This is a genomic window from Pseudomonas sp. FP2196, from assembly GCF_030687715.1.
Classification (GTDB): Bacteria; Pseudomonadota; Gammaproteobacteria; order Pseudomonadales; family Pseudomonadaceae; genus Aquipseudomonas.
This window is the reverse complement of record NZ_CP117445.1, coordinates 4,560,534-4,577,431: the sequence shown is the minus strand read 5'-3', so window position 1 is coordinate 4,577,431 and position 16,898 is coordinate 4,560,534. Positions and strand designations below refer to the sequence as shown.

Below are 16,898 nucleotides of genomic sequence, written 5' to 3'. Positions count from 1 at the left end.
ATGCCTAACAAAATATTGACTGCAAAAGAATACTTTAACCTAGCCAATCAATATCTAGCTGTTTACGTAATTGTAAATCAGGAGCTGCAAAACCCATTAACCACGCTTTCTTCGGCAGAACTATCTGATCTCTACCAAGGAAGCAAGCCGTTAATCAAAATTGCCCAAGAGTTTCAAAAAATGGGTTTTATAGCAATGCCTACCGACTTACATTCTTCTGTAGATGATCTAGAGAGCGCAGTCGAAGCAGCTGCCAATGCGATAAGCAATATAACTATAGTGGGCAAAATTATAGAGATTATTGCCGACCTTGTCGCTATTGGTGTTGTAGTGGCTGTCCCTGACCCAAAGATTACTAGCCTGTCTGTCATTCCGGCGCTTGTGAAAGAACTGTACGATGATGTGAATGTTCTTGCTGGCGGTTAAGACCAGGAAATCCCTTTCCTAGTTCATTCTGGGAAAGGGATGACAGTAACATCAGGTATCATTGCTCAACTCGCAAACATACCAGAATCAATTACTAAACTTTATTAGCGCCGTTCCAGATATTTTCCTATAAATGTTCCGACATACCGGAGTGCTGATGAGGGATTATCTTCCTGAACGCAGCGAACTTTTGAGGCTGACCAGAAGTAGCGCGTTTTGACCTACGGCAGTCTGCTGGTAGACCAAGCCATTTCAAGTCGCTTGATTGCGTCGTCGTCCGTTACAGCAAAAGTCTCACGCACCGGCTGCATTGTTCGGCCAGCCACCTATCATCGTCTTCCGAAGACTCCGCTTCCCATTTGTCGAGGATCGCGCTTATTCCATCAAGTTGGCTTTGGCGGAGTGAACCCTTGAATAGGGATTCACGGATATGGTCGAAGAAAAAATCTCTGTTGATACTCATCGGAACTCCCGAGTAAGCACGACTGTCATTCACCACGGGCGCCCATTCCTGTGCTAGTAGAACCGCCTCCTTTAGTCATCTCAAACTCGCATTGAGGTTGGCATTCGTTCCATATATCTCTAACATTAATATTTTTTTGACTTGATGCAACGCTTGTTTTGTTTATTCCTATTTTTTTTAGGTTGTCGGCGAGCACCTTAATGAACGGGCAATTTCTGTTTCGCTCATATACTTCAAAAAACGCTTTGCTCTGCCAATTAGCTTTATCTTTATTTCCAGAATAAAAAGCATCTTTAGTTTTGTCGTAGGCTTCTTGGGCGTCCTCATCTGCAGTAGCACAATCCTGGTTGTCGCCAGCCTCGGCCATTGTGGTGAATGAAAGAAGCCCTAGCAATAGCGCAAGCATCAGTGTAATAGCTTTCATTTTAAGGCTTCCCAACTGCTTCCAAAGACTCGTTGTATTGTTTTCGTAGTTCCGATGATGTCGGCAGTAAAATAGGTGGCGGTGAGTTGGTCTGTGCTTCTTTTGGTTGCGCACTTCCTGAAGTGATTTTGATACGCTCAGGCGACGTGTAGTCATGTGTAGATCGAGCAAATAACGCGGCGACAATGATGATGCCGCCCATAAAGATTCCAACAATACCTGGAGTATGGGTTGCCACCAGTGCTTTAAATGATTCACCAGCAGCCGGTATAGCCTGAAGAGAAATTCTATGTGAGTCACTGCTCGAAAAGAAGGAAACTGCCAAGCCACCGAAGATAATCCCGGCACCTATCAGCATGGCCAGCAATCGCAGGAGCGTATTGTTGATTAATCCAAGGCCGGAAAAAGTGAACGCTAGGTCATCACCACTGTTGGCATCAATGATCGAAGTCGTTCTAAAGATGGAAGTGGCAACCAACCCGATGAGCAGAAGGCCTGCGATTCCAAGGGCGATGCCTACGCCTTTCCACATTCCGGCTTGCCACGCAGACCAGTGAAAAATATGCATCCGTTTATCAACGACTTCGTCATTTACTGGGAGAGACGCAGTGACAGTAGGGGGGGATGGGACGGATGCAGTGGCTGGCTCTACAGCAGCGTCTTGATCGGTGTTGGACATATCAGAGCCCCTTGAATGGCTGAGCGACCCTCAATATGCCGAAACCGGCAGAAGCCGCATTATTTCTGACCACGCCTTTAGAATCTCAGCTGACAAACCATACTGACATGCCTGCTGATAAAGCTTAGCTATTAACGTTTGCTTTGCAAACCAAGACAGTTTGTTCAGCCATTCATGCCTGTCACCAGCCTAGGAAAATCCATCAGCCTAGTGAAAAATTGAAAGCATGAAAAAATCTGTTTAGGTCATCGACGGCTTTTAATTGGGTGATGTCCGATCCTGCTTCCAATGTCCAAGGGGTAGATCCGGATGAATTTTTTGAGGCGAGTTACTCAAGCGATTTAAGCGAACCATGGAGTTCTTTCGGATTCATTTCAAGAATTTTGCTTGGCGATCAACATTTAAATTTTCTACGTTCATGCGATAGAATTTGAAGAACGCACCAAAGCTGCACCCTTCGATATTTCCAGATTCTTCAATTAGCACGGGCATGGGTAGGCCATCGCTCGGATCAGAGCGTCCGAAGCATTCGCCACTGACCTGGTGAGGACATCCATTAGGTATCCCATACATCGCGAATCCACATGCGAGGCTATGCACGACTCACTTTCATCCAATCACTGCGTCTGGATTACGACGAGGCTTTGGGCTATTTACTCGTGGATAGGTGACACGGGGTCAGTGCAAGCGGAGCGCGCAGACGGGAGGATGGAAGCCCACAGGGCCAAGACTCGGCAACGGCGAGTCTTGGTTCACGACAGCCCGTCTCCGTAGGGGCACGCTAGGCCGTCGCTGCCCTATAGTTCCTTCAGAAGACGCTCAAGCGTGTGGTGTTCCACACAGATAACAACGCAATGGGATCTGTACCGAACCGATCTCCCGAATCGAACGACCAACGCCGTCCATCTGGGCTTACGCATCCTTCTCAGTAGTCAAGTGTTCATGAGCGGCACCAACCTGCGCTAAACGAGCAGCATCCTTGGCCTCTTTGAGCCTCTGCTCAGCATGCATAGCCGGATCGTCGTCCAATAGCAATGGATAGCCTAATAGTGAGAGAGCTTCGGCTCGTTCTTCGATGAGCAAGCGTTCAGGATCACGAGCCATTTGGTAGGCTCTTCCTGGTACACGTGGAATTTCAGTCATTGATGTTTCCTTAGACGCTGGCAGGCTTACCCTTGTCCGAGGCTACACCTAGCCACGAGCACAAAAGGAATCAGATAACCGAAGTAGCGGACTGAAGCTATCCTGGATTCTGAAAATTCAAACCAGGAGAGCTTCGGCAAGCGGAGCGCGCAGGCGTGCGGGATGTCCGCCCGAAGGGCCGAGACATGGCCTGCCATGGCTAGGTTCACGACAGCCCTGCGTCTACGGCGCCACGCCCTAATCGTCAACCAGCTCCAACCAATCTGCAGGAAGCTGAAATGACCGGCGATAAACTCCGCGAACTTGAGAGGAATAGGCGAAAGGCTCTTTGGGCGCTTACCAACCTCCACCCTGGTGATCCCAATGCATCCGACCTCCTTACCATCCTCGATGATCTCGATGACCAAGAGCGAAAAGACACCTCCTGTAGCGATAAACCACTCGAACTCGTTGAGGTTCGTAATTCTGTCTCGGTGATACGCCATAACATCGGAATCGACATCATTTTGGAGCAGACTATTCCGCAACCCTGGAGAGAGCGTTTCTACCAGGCAAGCATCGGGTCGACCAGGTTGGTTGATGGGCATTACGCTGCAGACTGGGATAAGTTCCTGGATGGTTGGGACGCAGAGATGCGGCACCTAAAGCAGCATAGGGCTTCCAGATACACGCATAGAACAGACTGAGCGGGTCACGGAAGTGGGACAAGACGACGAAGGCAAGGTGTACTGCGATAGCAGATCAGCGCTCGTTGCTCCAGGTGCATCAGAAACAAGTTGACCTCTGCCAACGCGACCTCCTTTCTTTCCATCGATACCTCCATTGCTACGAACTCATTGTTAACGCGAGGTTGGAGCAGTATGTAGGGCAGCTGGCGCCACACCACCATATCAGCCCAGTCCTATGCTGAGAGGTACCGCTCGTTACGTCGAGGAATCTCTCCAATTAGAGGCCGGAAAGGTTCGGAAACTCTTTCGCCATGAATTCCTCCACGAATGAATTCACAGGCGGTGGCTCAGCGTAAATACCAGTCAAATATTTAGGATCAAAAATTACGTCATTTTTTGAAGAAATGTTTATCTCTTGGAACGTTCTTGTTTTCCCAGGAAACTCATATTTCACCTGCATGAGATTCCGGCGTCCCTCAGGCAGATTCCAATACTCATTTGTATTCGAAACGCTACCCTTATAGAAAAATCTGAAGCCGTAATCCCGAAGATAGCGCTTATCTTTCGGCAAGGGCATGAAGTCCATGAGGGTCAGCAGCACAGCCAGCACATCTTGAACGCGCATGCCCCGGTAACCCCACATGCCATGGCGGCTAGCATATTTGAGTATCTTGCTGAAGTCGTAAATCGAGGCGTACTTAATGATCCGGTTAAACTCCACCCAGTGAAACTTCCAAGTCTTGAAAAATGCGTTTTTAAGTGCGAGTGCTGCTTGCGGGTCAGCGTCGACCGGATTGAGCCGTCGATATGCCTCAGCGTTGAAGTCTTTTGCAGGACAGAAGCTGCTGTTGCCTAGGTGGCTAAAATTAGGGATGCGGTGCTGGCTATGCTCAGCGCGAAGGTACACGTCCTGGTCACAGATATCGCATAGCGCGTAATCACGGTGCCGCTCATTACCTTCCCCGTCGATGGGCTTACCATAAATTTCTTCATACCGAGCAGCGGTCAGAACTTGGCGTGTGATTCGATGTAGAGCGGTGCGCATAAGATTTCCATATCAAAGACCTGATTTTCTCAGCAAAGCGGAAGCTCATCAATCCGGAACTGGTACCACTGCGTTGTCTTTGCAGTTCAGGCCGGCTGCAGAATAGGTGTGCCCGAGCAAATCAGAATTTTTTTGGCTCCTCGCGTCAACGCGACGTAGAGGTGGTGAGCATCCATCCCTTGAGGTTCAAGGATCACCGCTACATCCGCCTCAAGCCCTTTCAGCAATAATGTGCTGCCTACAGCTCGACGGTTTAATGGCCTACCTGTAAATCTGGCCTTGTCACGAATTTGAAGAACTGCCTGATGGAAGGTGTGCGTTCCTGACATAGCCATTCTTAACGCAGCTACGCAACATCTCAGCATTTCTGGGCGATACAAATGGGTTTCAGGTAGTCCCGAATATCGCTCTAGAAGATCAGCGGCACTTCCTAAGCTCGGCGCTTGACCATATGTGACTGTAGCGTGTTCAAGCGGGGAGGGCGCAGTACGGTTCCTACCATTTAGGATGCTTTGAATTCTAGGTAACAAGGCAGCTGGGCCGATGCCGGTCATTAGGCTTGCAGTAAATCGAACCAAGAGAACCAACGCTCCCGCCGCGCCCGGATCGAAGTTTCTCGAGAAGCTGACGAGATCGGTCAGCTCCACGTTTTCGACGACTGTCGCACCTGGTATCTGGCTTGTCAGTCGATGGCGGCTGTTTACGTTAATGGGGTCTGCAATAATCAGTACGTTTTCCCCTTCCTGCACCCGCACCATGGCAGCATTCCGGCGTTGCTGATCTGCGTTTGCATGCGTCGTTTGAATCCACTGGATATCGGCAGGAGCACCCCGCAAATCGACTGAGTGCCCGGCCTCCAACAGCCTTCGAGCTTGGAGTAACCAAGTGCCGATATCTTCCCTGCCTACACGGCGCCACCGCCATGGAGTGTTCAGCATCCCTATGGCAGGGAAGTGAGGCAGGACATCATGATTCCAATCGACCAGTCGATTACCGCCGAAGCCGAAAATCGCCTGCATCGGATCGCCTAGAACGTAGGTAGGTAGCGCTTGGCCAAGCCAGGCGACGATCACGTGCTGAGCTTGGTTGCAGTCTTGGTACTCATCCACAATCACGCGAGAGTACGTGGCTTTCAACACTCCGCTGATGTGACCTGCGCTCAGCAACTGCCCTGCAGCTGCTCGAATTGCGGGATAGTCATTGCGACGATCCAGCAGCAAAAGAATCGCTGGATTATGCCCGCTTCGCATCGGAAACTTGCTGATGATACGAATGCAGAATCCGTCCAGAGTGCCGATGTCATAGGACGCGCCTGGTATTCCTGCCCGTTTCAAACGGTTCCGCAAAGCGGCGACGCCGGCGTTGGTGTGGGTGAGCACGAGTACCGGCTTGGCTTCTCGGTGCTCGGCTAGGGTATCGGCAATGAGGTGGGTCTTTCCGCAGCCAGCTGGGGCAGTAACTGAGCCACGAGGGAAGTCGAATAGTCGGATCTCAGGCGGCATGAATCCAATCCTTTATCCCTTTGATGATTTGCTGGAAGCCGACATTTGAGTTGGCCAAGTGGGGCCCTATGATGTCTTTCGCTACGTATTGATAGGACGTCACCGACTTGAACCATCCATTCCTCCTGATCCGCGAGGCGATTCCCAAAAACCTGCGCTGCTCAGGTTGATAAGGGTTGAGCTGTTGGCGGCTATCAAGCACTTCGTTCAGGGACAGCCGGCCTTCTGATTTCGACCGGACATGTTCAGCTACCAGCTCTTGCCCTGGGTCTTCGAGCGCCTTGGTGATCAGGGCATCCAAAGCCGCGTCGGGCAGGCTGGCAAAAAGCTCATCCTCCAATGCACGGCCAACTCCCCAGGTTATCGACCGTCCTCCGGCAGCGAGAAAGCTTTGTAGAACCCCTGGGGTGGGTGGTTTGTCAGCGTCAACGATGGCTAGGATGCGATAGCCCAGTCCGAGTAAAGCGAGACCCCGGTTGTAGCAGTTGTCGGTAGAGCCGCCGTTAACGTCGACATAGGCTCCTCCCAGCGCCATGAATGAGGGTAGTCCCTGTGTTCCCCAATAAAGATCCAGGCCACGGACGAGACCAACCTCGCTAGCGCCTTCGCAGACAATCACATGCTTTGCCAAGAAAGCCTCAGGATCAGCCCTCAGCGTGCTCTGGACGTCGTTTGACGTTCCTGCCATGCGTACTTCGTGCTGATCACCTCGCTTACGCACGATATGAAGTTGATTGCCCGATAGCTCTCGTAGAGCCACCGGGGAGTGAGTTGTCACGAACACCTGGAGGGGCGGTACACTTTCCTTCGCCCCCATTGAGTCCAGAAAACGTATCAATCGATGTGGTTCGAGGCCGAACTCCACTTCGTCTACCAGCGCGATGGAAGCCGCTTGAGCTGCTCGCCGTTGAAGACCTGCAACCAGAAGTCGGGACGAGCCGGTACCAAGCGATCTAAGGGGGATACCCTCCGCATCGTGTAAGGCTATGGCGCCATCTCCAATTGATACAGAGTGCGCATCAAGCAGTGCCTGAGCACCACCACCGATGGGTACTCCAAGACTGTTTGCGGTTTCGGTGACGATATGCAACGGCTGTTGAAGCTCTACTCCTGCCTGGTTCCCAAAGCTTGCTCGAGCTTCTCGGGCCGCTGCGGCTAGCGCTCCACCGAGCGCAGCGCGCTCCTCCGTCAGCTTGTTCAATATTGAGTTACGACTCCAGGACAGATTCATACTGGCAAAACTACCGATGCGAGCAGGCGCGAGACGGGCCCGATCCTTCCACGCGAGACCACGCTCCAGTCCTTGCTCGGCGGCTCGCTCTGAATGGAGAGTCCAAATGGGCTCCAAGTCACTGTCGACTTTCAGTCGGAGTGTTAGAACGGTTTCTAGACCCATCCTAGGTTCGTCTTCGATATTGCCTGTGGCGGGATCGAATCCGCGCAGGAAATCTCCATACGTGTCCAGATTGATCAGATCATCTGGGAGGGCGCCAATGGTCGTATTGATTACAATTGGCGTGGTGACATTCAAACCATAAAAGTCTGTGTCCCCGATGGGCACGCTTCGGCGTGCTCCCAAGCACATATCAATGGCATCTAGAATGCTGGATTTTCCGCTGTCACCTGGGCCTATGAGGCAGTTAATGCCTGGAGAAGGTGTCCACGTGAGAAGTCTGATAGATCGAAAGTTTTGGATCTCAAGCTTGCGAATCCTTGCCATTGTTTTGCGCCTCTCTTCCCAGCATCCGTTCTAATGCCTCCCTGAGCATAGTCTTGTGCCTGCATGTCACCACTCGGCGGAGATATGAATTGTTCAGGATGTTGCGCAGATAAGTTGCAAGTGCCCCGAGGCTGCAAAGACCGCATGTGGAACGGTGGGTCGCGGTTGCCTACTCAAGCGCGGATAATTCTGGCTCTGCATCATGGCTTCACTGCGGATCCCACAGCCACCTAAACGGGCACCACCTCTTCTTAGCGTCGCTACCCTGTTGACAATGCCGGGTGCTTACCATGATGCTCGAATTGGGCTTATTGGCGCAGTACCCAGTTTTGGACTGGGCTCTCGGATGAACAATTTGCTTTCAAATCGAGCAAAAAATGGGCCAGCCGTGCTCCAGCCGCCACATCCTTTCATAGTGCTTTGCGTGCAAGCCAATGTAAGTTTGTGAGTCGGCATCACGGTGCGAGGAAAGCGCGGACGTAGCTACATAAGAGACTCGCCAGCGTTCAAGGTTATTCAGCGTCGAGTCTGAAATGTGCAAGCTACCGGTTCCATTTCCCCCATTGAAATGTTGGCTTATTCGGGAGCGAAGAAAAAGCTTCTCGGCGATGCCGTTGTACACCAGTCTGAAACCTTCGTGTTTGATTGAGCACACGTTGGAAAGCCCATCATGAAGGCCTGCGAGGAGCGGTAAGTCTATTGCTTTTTGCTTATACCCTTTCTGGGAGGCAATGAGCTCTTCCGTCGAATAGTCAGTGTACAGCCAGTAAAATCCAGACTCATTGGTGGGCGGTGGTAAGACGCCCCTTTCATTCCCCTGGTACTCCAAATTGCCTCGCGAATTCCTTCCTATACGCTGAAAGGTAACAGTGCGAAGACTCTCAATACGTGCGGTTAGATTTTTTGGCATGACTCACCTATGAGTGCGGTGGTGGCACGTAATTTCGACACTTTGCCAATGACCGGGATTAGACGACGTAAGTTACCACCATGGGAGTCTCTAAAACAGACGCCCTGCTCTAGGAAGTGCGGTAAGAGCTACCACCCAGAGCAGCGCCGCAGCAAATTGCAAGCACTCTGTTGCTAGACCCGAATGGTAAGTATTCCTGACCCACAAGATTAGTTAGTAGGATTTCCTCCAGTCAAAAGCTGATGGCAAACAGCATTAGTGGCAGAATGCCTCGTCGCAGTTATGCGCAGCACTCAATCAGACAGGGAGAAATTCGTGGGAAAACCTGAGAATCTCAAATCCAATGATAGCCAGAACGATGACTTATCACTCCCCGCTTGGGCGCTTGAGGAGTGTTTCCCTGATGCCAGCCACCTTCTCAAACCGTCCAAAATCAAAAGTGCAGATGACCCGGACGTGCTAGTCGTATTAGACACGAATGTGTTGCTGGTGCCCTACAAGGTAGGCGGGCGAGAGTTTAAGGAAATCAAAAACGCGCTTATGGGCTTAGCCAAAAGCGGGCGACTCAAAGTGCCAGGCCGTGTGATACGCGAGTTTGTGAGCAACCGAGATGGCGAGTTGTCGAATATCCTTAAAACTGTCCAGGACAAAGCCAGTTCAGCTCGTAATATCGTTGGCGGAATTCCCCACTGCTTTAAAGAGTTGGTAGAAGCCGCTCCTGCTTTGGATGCTGCTGAGCAATTGAAGAAAGCGGGCTCCGAATATGCGAAGCGACTGCAGACGCTGATTGATCGTATGAAGGGCTGGCGTGGAGACGATCCAGTCACTCAAGCGTACGACGAAATCTTTTCAGAGAACGTTGTAATCGATACAAAAATCGACCGATCAGAAGTTGATAAGGACTGGAAGGCCAGGCGTATTCTTAAGAGGCCACCAGGTTACAAGGATGCAGGCAAGGATGACGGTGGCATCGGCGATTATTTGATTTGGCGCACGATTTTAGAAATAGGCGAGAACCATAAGCAAGATCTGATTTTTGTTACAGGGGAAGAGAAAGCCGACTGGTTTGTAAGATCCAACCGCGCGGGTGTTTATCCTCGTCCAGAGCTCTTGGATGAATACCGCAGGGCTTCAGGCGGGAGAAATTTGCAGATCCTTCACCTAGCGGAGTTGCTCAGTCAAGTCGGAGTAGAACTGGAAGTGGTCGAAGATGTACGGGAGGTTGAGGCCGCTGAGGCCGAGGCTATTAGAAGGGCGGCGCCAATTGCTATCGCTGATAAGGGACTTGAGTTCATCACCTTTGATTACTCCACGCAAAACGGCGAGATTAGAATACATTCTCGAAATGGCCAGTATTTCGATATCAGTTTCAGCAAGGCAAGTGATGATTCCATTCACATTTACAGTTGCCCTGGAACACGAGTGGCTCGCGTCAAAAACGCTAAGAGTAACCAACCATTGTCATTTGACGCCTACGACAGCAGTTCACGTAGCTATACGGTAAGGACAGGGGAAGTCTTTCTTGTTCGAAACCTAGAAGGTGGTGTTTTGGCTGCGAGGATTTATAGCATCGCTGACGATTCTCGTGGCGCAGATAGTGATGAGGTAACGTTCGGCTATTCGACGTTCCAATCTCACGAGCAGGTAATAGCGCCTTAACTGATGTGATTGTTGCTTGGTTGAAGCGCTCGTCGCGCTCAACGCAAGCTCGGGCTGCGAGAATCAAAGACGCTTGTAAGCTGCCAGCGACATATCCTAATAATTCAGCACTACAGGCGCTCGTGTGCGCATTTTCGGTGATGAATGGGATGTCGCTACGGCCAGCGGCACGGGTAACCATTTGTCGGCAATGGTGCCTGGCTGGTCGGGGACGAAGCGCCGCCCGAATCGAAGTCAATTGAAAATTTTCGAGGAAGATGGGGATCTTTGTTCTTCGGGCTCCGACGACATGATGGGTTGGTTAGGGCGCTGTGAGTAAGGCATGCTGACGTTGAAAATCGCAGGCTCTGGAGCAGAACCTGCGTTTCGTAATCAATGCGAGGGCATCAGAGCGAAGCTAAAGGGGGCGCCGAATTTTGAACATGCTGACAAAGCGCTAATCATCCGAGCGCTGGATCATATTCTGGGTATAGGCTGCGATGGGCGGATCATCTTGCAAAGGTTATGATGTTTTAATGTCAGCGTTCTTGGCTTGTCCGTCGATGGCCTCTAATGATATGCGCTTTTCCCATCGTGATAGTTGGGGAATGAATATCCGAACAAAGTTTTTAAATATGCAAATCTCGCTCACGCTGATCAAATACATCTTTCCTACGGATATTTTTTCATCATTAAAGAAGTCATCCATTAAGTCGTGCTCAAAAAGATGCCAGTCGATAGGAAGCTTATCATATGCCTCGATGAATTCTTCGCGTTTTCTGGCAAGGTTTTCCTTGTCCTTTTCATTAATGTAGCCAAAGCTGTGAGCATATATGTTTCTGACTTCCACATAGAATTCCCACAGTTTTATTATAAAATTTCGTGGCATCTTGAAATCAGTTTCAAAGTGCTCGATGATACCTGGCTTGTCCTTCAATGCTTTGCCTATTACACTTTTGGTATTATCAAGGTTTACAATAACTTTAAGATGGTCTTCTGTTACAGAAAAAAGATATAGGAATTCAAATACGTTAACTAATCCTCTTATAACTTTGTTCCAGCTTTTTTCCGTTGTTGAATTTAATATTTCTTTTAAATCGATTTTCACATTTTTATCATGGTATCCGTGAATGGATAAGCCTCTATAGAATAACATTTCGTTGTGTTTGCGGTCTGTTGATGCGAAGTCGGCGACGATCTGGTTAAGCATGTCTAGAATATCGATACTATTTAGTAAGTCGTCGCGTTCTTCTTCGTTTTTGCAGTCCTTTATCCCAATTGCGTACTCCATTTGGTTTTCGAGGATGTGTTCGTTTTGTGATACTTGCGTAGTTAGGTAGCTTAAGAATAAATAGTTGCTTAACTGTGATAAATTGAATGCGGTCGAGAAGCCCTTATACCAATCAGCGTGTTCAGCAGAGTAATTTTCAATTGTGGGTATATGCATGTTTAGCATAATTCTTCCTTGAGTGAGTTGGCTTGGTACATCGGGTGGATGTCAATGTGCCATATTTGCGTGCACCGTTCAATGGGCGGAAAGCCGAAAAGGTCTTATGCTTGGCCTTGAGTAAGTCGCCATGATGGTGTGCCCAAGGCCTAAGAGATATCTTGTCTCCGTAGGGTGCACTGCCTATTAATAGCGGTGGTGCGGGTTAAGTCTTATAGCTGTGGATAGTTTTGAAAAATTTCGGCTCGGCTAAGTTACATTTAATATCGAAATTAGAAGCTTATCGAGGTCTTCCAGGCCGAGGAAGAAACCGCCTAGGCCTGCCCCGGCCAGCGTTCTAGACGGCAATCGCCAAGGCAGCATAATGCGTAAAGATCTGAGGGGGCAGGACATGTCAGGGATACGACAGCACTTCATTCCAAGGTTTTTGCAGAAAGGGTTCAGAACTCAAGGTAACGGCAAAATCGTCCGATGCTGGGTACCAGACGAAGGACTGCAGTGACTTCGTGATCCAGAACGTCCTGCCTCAGCTCAACCTACCTGAACATGGGCAACCCCTGGTCGAAGCTCAAACCTCACTGCTCGCTTTCCTGAGTAACCTTGAAGGCCCGCTCGAGATTTGCTCTGACGCCCCGGATTGGGACTGGGATTTCTTTTGCCAGCTGGCCTACGTAAATCACCGTTGGCCAGCAAATGTGGCCAATCGCGCAACCAATTTGATTCAGCTATTCAGGCATCTCAACGTAGATCACCTTAGCGACGTAGAGCAGCCCGAGCTTCCACATCATGCGCTGCTAGACGCTCGCATCCTTGCCACCCTTTATCGTCGACTGACTGCAGGTCGGAATCGAGGCACTGAAAATGGCTGATGATCTCCGTAAGCGTAGGGAGGTGCCGAAGACTTTCTTTCAAGTACACGGTAGGCCGCGATGTCGGATCGATACGGGCAAGCGGGGCGCGCAGCGTGCAGGATGGAAGCCCGAAGGGCCCAGACGCAGGCGTGCCAAGGCTCGGTTCACGAAAGCACGTACCAATAGCGCCTCTGCGTTATCTGTAGTTAGTAATGGAAAAATTCTGCAACAGCACTCAGTCGACTGTTTTCACTGTTCAGATCGCTGCGGCCAGTCCATTGGGATCAATGCATTCCCAGAGGTGCGAGTCCATCGTTCCCTTGTCGCACTCACATAGCGGGGATCATCAGCGAAGTAGGCGTGTTCGATTAATAGTACCTGAAGATCCTCTTGAGTCGCCGTTTCATTGAATAAGAAATTGATGTGCTTGCGCATTGCCAGAATCTCTTCGTCTTCACCTGTGAGGAAGGTTTCATCTTCACCACGAGTCGGATAGTAGGGGCGGCTTATCTGATCGAAAGCCAAGAAGCCCGGTACTGGCGCTCCTACTTCTTTGAAGAACGATTGCAAGGCAAAAGTGAGGGCAACATGAATTGCTAGGCAGTTTTCGTCGGAGCCTAGGTCTATCATTCGCAGGACGGCATTCTGTCCCCGTTCAATGACCGCCACTTCGGGTGGGCGTGCATAAAATTCAATGTCTACATCGAAGCATGGCTCTTTAGTCGGTAGGTCAACGATTGATTTCGTCATTCTCTCCGAGACCTTGCGTTGCGCTCTATCCAAGAGCACCTTCCTGGCAGCATGGTCGACCTTCGCTTCCAGCTCTTCGATCTGAGTACGCAACACATCAAGGCTAACAGCCGCAGCCCGATGAGCAGGGCTGAGCTCAAGAAAGAGTGAAATTTTTCCTAGCAGGTTCGCCCGGTAAGTCGAAGCCGACTCAAACCTTTTGTTTTCTTCGTTTTGCCGCACCCATGTTGCAATCCGCTCGTTCACTGCCTTCAGATCGACATTGATATCTCTGAGTTCGTCATGAAGCACTTGGTCGTGCTCCACAAGTCGGGGCTTTACGCTTTCGACAGCAACGCTTTCTGAGCGGATGATCTGAAGGGTGGCCTGCAAAGCACCTGCAATTAACCGACCCTTCAGGGAAGGCGCATCGCATACCGGACACACTTCACCCATCTTGCTAATATGTTCTGAAAGCTCCAGCTTTTCGTATTGGCGCTGTACCGTGCCTCTAAAATCTTCCATTTCCGTTAGCACGGTTTGAGTTGCACGCACTTTGCGACGTTGATTGTCCAACAGGCTCAGTAGCTTCCTTCGCTCGGCGTATAAAGCTGGCAGCTCACTTTCGTCAGGATTGACCGAGCGACTTGCAGGGCTTCTTCGAGCTGCATCAAGGGTGGCCTTAAGACCCTCTTCCGTAATTTGCCTGTCCGGGAGAGCGCTGATCATGCCGCAGCGCTGAGCGTCCATCAAAAGACGCATCGCAACTGTCCTGAACTCACTGTCGGACGCTTTCTGAGTGCGCTGACGACGCTCTTCCCGATCATATCGTTGGCGCAGTTCACGTAGCTTCCGTTCATGAATCACGGATTCTTCGTTCACAACCCTAAGAAAATAGGGCATCGTTTCAATGATCCCTTTCGCTTCGTCTGCCTGATCTAATCCGTGGAGTAGGGCCTTCTCGTTGTTGATGACTTCTTTGGTCACAAACATATAGGCAGTGGCGTGGCGCACTGACGCACGCCAGCGCTGCACGCCAGCTTCACGCGAGTCTCCGGCAAGATCTCCGATTCCAAAGGCTCGCTCAATGAGCGCCTTCGCTGACTTGAGGGTAGTAGCGCCTTCGAACTCACTTATCGTCCGAGGCAGTGGCAGATCTCTGCCGGTGCTAACAAACATGCTCCCGCTACTCTTCTGAGCGAGTGGTGGAACTATGCGGCCCGTGATCATTTCAGCGCCATCGGAAATCCATTTGACTCCAACAGCGATGCTGTGACGACGTACATACGCGGCGAGCTCGCATTCGCTCGATCCCAGGCAGTAATCGATAGCCTTGATGAGCGTAGATTTTCCAGTACCAGAGGCGCCGGTGATGATGTTTACACCTGGCTCTAGGGTGATTGTTCTCAGTCGGCCTTCTTCCCCAAGGAAAAAGATGCTCGCAATGTTCCAGCGACTCATACAGTCAATCCCATCATGTTGAGTGTCGTGCGGGTGCTCCCCGCCATTGCCATCCAATATCCCAATGACCGGGCGCGTTTGAAGGCATTCAGATTAGGAGAGCTAAGCCGATTGATCACGCTCTTGTTCGTGGACTTCGTCCCTGTCGACACAAGGCCATGTTCATTGATAGTCAGGAGCTTCGAAAAACATCCGAACTGGATTGCTTCAGTGACGATTTCTGCCGAGTTATCGATGCGTTCACGGAGGTCAATCTGGACGACCGGATTTCTTTGTAGCCACTCGAGAAGCCCGGTCAGGCGGTTCGTCCCGGAGAACGTTTTTTCCAGATCGCCTGATAATGCAATGGGCAGTGCTGCATAGCAGAGCAACATCTCTGGGCCGCTGGACTTCTCCTGCTCGTAGGCCGATGCAAAGGTTGCAAGGATGTAGGAGCAGAACGCAGGATTCGTTTCAGCATAGAGGTCGTGAGCGACTATCAAGACTCATCCTCCAGAAGATCTATATAGTCAGGATGCCAGCCTACTCGACGGTCTATCGAAAGGGTTTGGTAGGTTCCTCGGATATAGAAATGACGGCTTGGCGTAGAGATGGGCTCCACACTCTTTGGAGCGTCGTCATATGTCCACCTCAGGAGTTTAAGACCACTTTCTTGCTTAGTCGCTTCGTCTTGACTCTCGCAGTCCAACACCATTTGCTCATGCAAGTCAGACCAGTGTTCGATCAATCGGGAGTCGTATCTGGCGACCTTGAGCTTCATACCGGGATTATCGGAAACCCAGCTAGATCGTTGCTCATGGGATCGCCATTGATCTCGGGTGGAACGTTTCAAGTCCACTTTGCTGCCGTTAACCAAGGAAATCTGCCGCTCAAGGGTGCGGTGAGGCAAATGGCCTGGGGGGAACATCGCGTCCTCAAACTCCCAGGACAAGTTGTCTTCTACCAAGTCGCTTTCGATTTCCATCAACATTTGCTGCAGCTCTGTAAACGAGATCGCTCGGTCTCTCATACCGCACAGAGAATGTACGATCTGAAGGCCCCACCACTCGACGAGTCTCTTTACGACACGAGGACGGTACTCAACAGGTGTAAATTTCAGCTGTTGCCCTATCAAATATTCGATCCGGGTAATATCCGGGCTATTCGGGAAGATCTCGATTTGATTAAGCAGATTGGAACGAGCCGAATCACTTAATGCCAAGAAGGCCTCACATCCTGGCGCGCGATCTGCAAAGGGGAGGATTTTTTTACTGGACGTAGCACGTAGGTCTACGACTCGTTTTGCCTCCTCTATCATCGCCATGAGAAGCGGACGCCTATCAGTGTTTTGTTCACACAATGAAAGCAGCGGAGATCCGCTTGGTATCGCTCCAACGGCGATCAAATGGAATTTGGTCGATGCGAGAGAAACATTCGGTAGCGTATCGATCCACACCTTGATCGTCCTCCACAACGCTGTTGAGCTCAGCGAGACGGGTGGTGGCCGTTTAGAGAGAGAATGCTTAAGTTGAATAAGCAGGTGCTCGCCATTCACTTCCAGTAGCACGTCATCGAGTCGTTCGACGGAAACTGCTGACTCATCCGTGGAATATCGTAACAGCGACAGCAAGGCGTAGTGGGCTTGGTAATAAAAGCCTAATGCGGAAGCGCCGGCTTCGTGCCCCGTTGAACCACTTGATAAATCGGCCACCGTTCCTTGGCTCCTGTTGTATTCAGTGAAGTCGTTACAGACTTACGCAGCGCATGGTAACAGAATGCCACTAATTTGGGGCCGAAGGGACAGAACGTTGCT

General features: G+C 50.6%; 13 protein-coding genes. 3 read left to right on the top strand and 10 right to left on the bottom strand.

Annotation, left to right across the window (positions count from 1 at the left end; genetic code table 11):
* On the top strand, positions 1–426 hold the full coding sequence (locus PSH79_RS20455; RefSeq protein WP_305439273.1) for a hypothetical protein: 426 nt from the start codon (positions 1–3) through the stop codon (positions 424–426).
* A 488-nt stretch (positions 427–914) separates the two neighbouring features.
* Here the strand turns inward: PSH79_RS20455 and PSH79_RS20450 are convergent, their stop codons facing one another.
* The 3 genes from PSH79_RS20450 to PSH79_RS20440 all read right to left on the bottom strand — a co-directional run bounded on the left by PSH79_RS20450 (position 915) and on the right by PSH79_RS20440 (position 3,135).
* Positions 915–1,313 (bottom strand): hypothetical protein, encoded by a 399-nt coding sequence (locus PSH79_RS20450; RefSeq protein WP_305439272.1) that lies wholly within the window; start codon positions 1,311–1,313, stop codon positions 915–917.
* Position 1,314: 1 nt separating this feature from the next.
* Positions 1,315–1,992 carry a hypothetical protein gene (locus PSH79_RS20445; protein ID WP_305439271.1) on the bottom strand — a complete coding sequence of 226 codons (678 nt, stop codon included), beginning with the start codon at positions 1,990–1,992 and terminating at the stop codon, positions 1,315–1,317.
* Positions 1,993–2,904: 912 nt separating this feature from the next.
* Positions 2,905–3,135 carry a hypothetical protein gene (locus PSH79_RS20440; protein ID WP_305439269.1) on the bottom strand — a complete coding sequence of 77 codons (231 nt, stop codon included), beginning with the start codon at positions 3,133–3,135 and terminating at the stop codon, positions 2,905–2,907.
* Positions 3,136–3,413: 278 nt separating this feature from the next.
* Between PSH79_RS20440 and PSH79_RS20435 the strand changes: the two genes are divergently transcribed.
* Positions 3,414–3,821: a hypothetical protein gene (locus PSH79_RS20435; protein WP_305439267.1), complete on the top strand. Its 408-nt coding sequence runs from the start codon at positions 3,414–3,416 to the stop codon at positions 3,819–3,821.
* 259 nt (positions 3,822–4,080) lie between these two features.
* Here PSH79_RS20435 and PSH79_RS20430 read toward each other — a convergent pair whose 3' ends face one another.
* The 3 genes from PSH79_RS20430 to PSH79_RS20420 form a co-directional block, all read right to left on the bottom strand.
* Positions 4,081–4,848 (bottom strand): hypothetical protein, encoded by a 768-nt coding sequence (locus PSH79_RS20430; protein ID WP_305439266.1) that lies wholly within the window; start codon positions 4,846–4,848, stop codon positions 4,081–4,083.
* Positions 4,849–4,934: 86 nt separating this feature from the next.
* A complete protein-coding gene (locus tag PSH79_RS20425) occupies positions 4,935–6,350 on the bottom strand; it encodes a UvrD-helicase domain-containing protein (RefSeq protein WP_305439264.1) in 1,416 nt (471 codons plus the stop codon).
* Complete coding sequence (locus tag PSH79_RS20420) at positions 6,340–8,070, bottom strand: ATP-dependent endonuclease (protein WP_305439263.1); 1,731 nt, start codon at positions 8,068–8,070, stop codon at positions 6,340–6,342. The genes PSH79_RS20425 and PSH79_RS20420 overlap by 11 nt, the downstream gene beginning before the upstream one ends.
* Before the next feature lie 1,225 nt (positions 8,071–9,295).
* Here PSH79_RS20420 and PSH79_RS20415 point away from each other — a divergent pair.
* Positions 9,296–10,639, top strand: coding sequence for a PIN domain-containing protein (locus PSH79_RS20415; protein ID WP_305439262.1), 1,344 nt, complete (start codon positions 9,296–9,298; stop codon positions 10,637–10,639).
* Between the two features lie 502 nt (positions 10,640–11,141).
* Here the strand turns inward: PSH79_RS20415 and PSH79_RS20410 are convergent.
* From PSH79_RS20410 to PSH79_RS20395, 4 genes are all read right to left on the bottom strand, one after another.
* Positions 11,142–12,074, bottom strand: a complete 933-nt coding sequence (locus PSH79_RS20410; RefSeq protein ID WP_305439261.1) for a hypothetical protein — start codon at positions 12,072–12,074, stop codon at positions 11,142–11,144.
* A gap of 1,091 nt (positions 12,075–13,165) precedes the next feature.
* Positions 13,166–15,106, bottom strand: a complete 1,941-nt coding sequence (locus PSH79_RS20405; RefSeq protein WP_305439260.1) for a DUF3732 domain-containing protein — start codon at positions 15,104–15,106, stop codon at positions 13,166–13,168.
* Positions 15,103–15,588: a three component ABC system middle component gene (locus PSH79_RS20400; RefSeq protein WP_305439259.1), complete on the bottom strand. Its 486-nt coding sequence runs from the start codon at positions 15,586–15,588 to the stop codon at positions 15,103–15,105. Before PSH79_RS20400 ends, PSH79_RS20405 begins: the two co-directional genes overlap by 4 nt.
* The gene (locus PSH79_RS20395; RefSeq protein ID WP_305439258.1) at positions 15,585–16,796 is read right to left on the bottom strand and encodes an ABC-three component system protein; all 1,212 of its coding nucleotides are present in this window, start codon (positions 16,794–16,796) and stop codon (positions 15,585–15,587) included. The genes PSH79_RS20400 and PSH79_RS20395 overlap by 4 nt, the downstream gene beginning before the upstream one ends.
* Between the last annotated feature and the right edge of the window lie 102 nt (positions 16,797–16,898).

What these genes read in the sequence shown, in the direction of transcription:
- PSH79_RS20430 (WP_305439266.1), bottom strand. Translation starts at nt 4,848, where the DNA reads ATGCGCACCGCTCTACATCGAATCACACGCCAAGTTCTGACCGCTGCT.
- PSH79_RS20405 (WP_305439260.1), bottom strand. Translation starts at nt 15,106, where the DNA reads ATGAGTCGCTGGAACATTGCGAGCATCTTTTTCCTTGGGGAAGAAGGC.
- PSH79_RS20420 (WP_305439263.1), bottom strand. Translation starts at nt 8,070, where the DNA reads ATGGCAAGGATTCGCAAGCTTGAGATCCAAAACTTTCGATCTATCAGA.
- PSH79_RS20440 (WP_305439269.1), bottom strand. Translation starts at nt 3,135, where the DNA reads ATGACTGAAATTCCACGTGTACCAGGAAGAGCCTACCAAATGGCTCGT.
- PSH79_RS20410 (WP_305439261.1), bottom strand. Translation starts at nt 12,074, where the DNA reads ATGCTAAACATGCATATACCCACAATTGAAAATTACTCTGCTGAACAC.
- PSH79_RS20450 (WP_305439272.1), bottom strand. Translation starts at nt 1,313, where the DNA reads ATGAAAGCTATTACACTGATGCTTGCGCTATTGCTAGGGCTTCTTTCA.
- PSH79_RS20425 (WP_305439264.1), bottom strand. Translation starts at nt 6,350, where the DNA reads ATGCCGCCTGAGATCCGACTATTCGACTTCCCTCGTGGCTCAGTTACT.
- PSH79_RS20445 (WP_305439271.1), bottom strand. Translation starts at nt 1,992, where the DNA reads ATGTCCAACACCGATCAAGACGCTGCTGTAGAGCCAGCCACTGCATCC.
- PSH79_RS20455 (WP_305439273.1), top strand. Translation starts at nt 1, where the DNA reads ATGCCTAACAAAATATTGACTGCAAAAGAATACTTTAACCTAGCCAAT.
- PSH79_RS20435 (WP_305439267.1), top strand. Translation starts at nt 3,414, where the DNA reads ATGACCGGCGATAAACTCCGCGAACTTGAGAGGAATAGGCGAAAGGCT.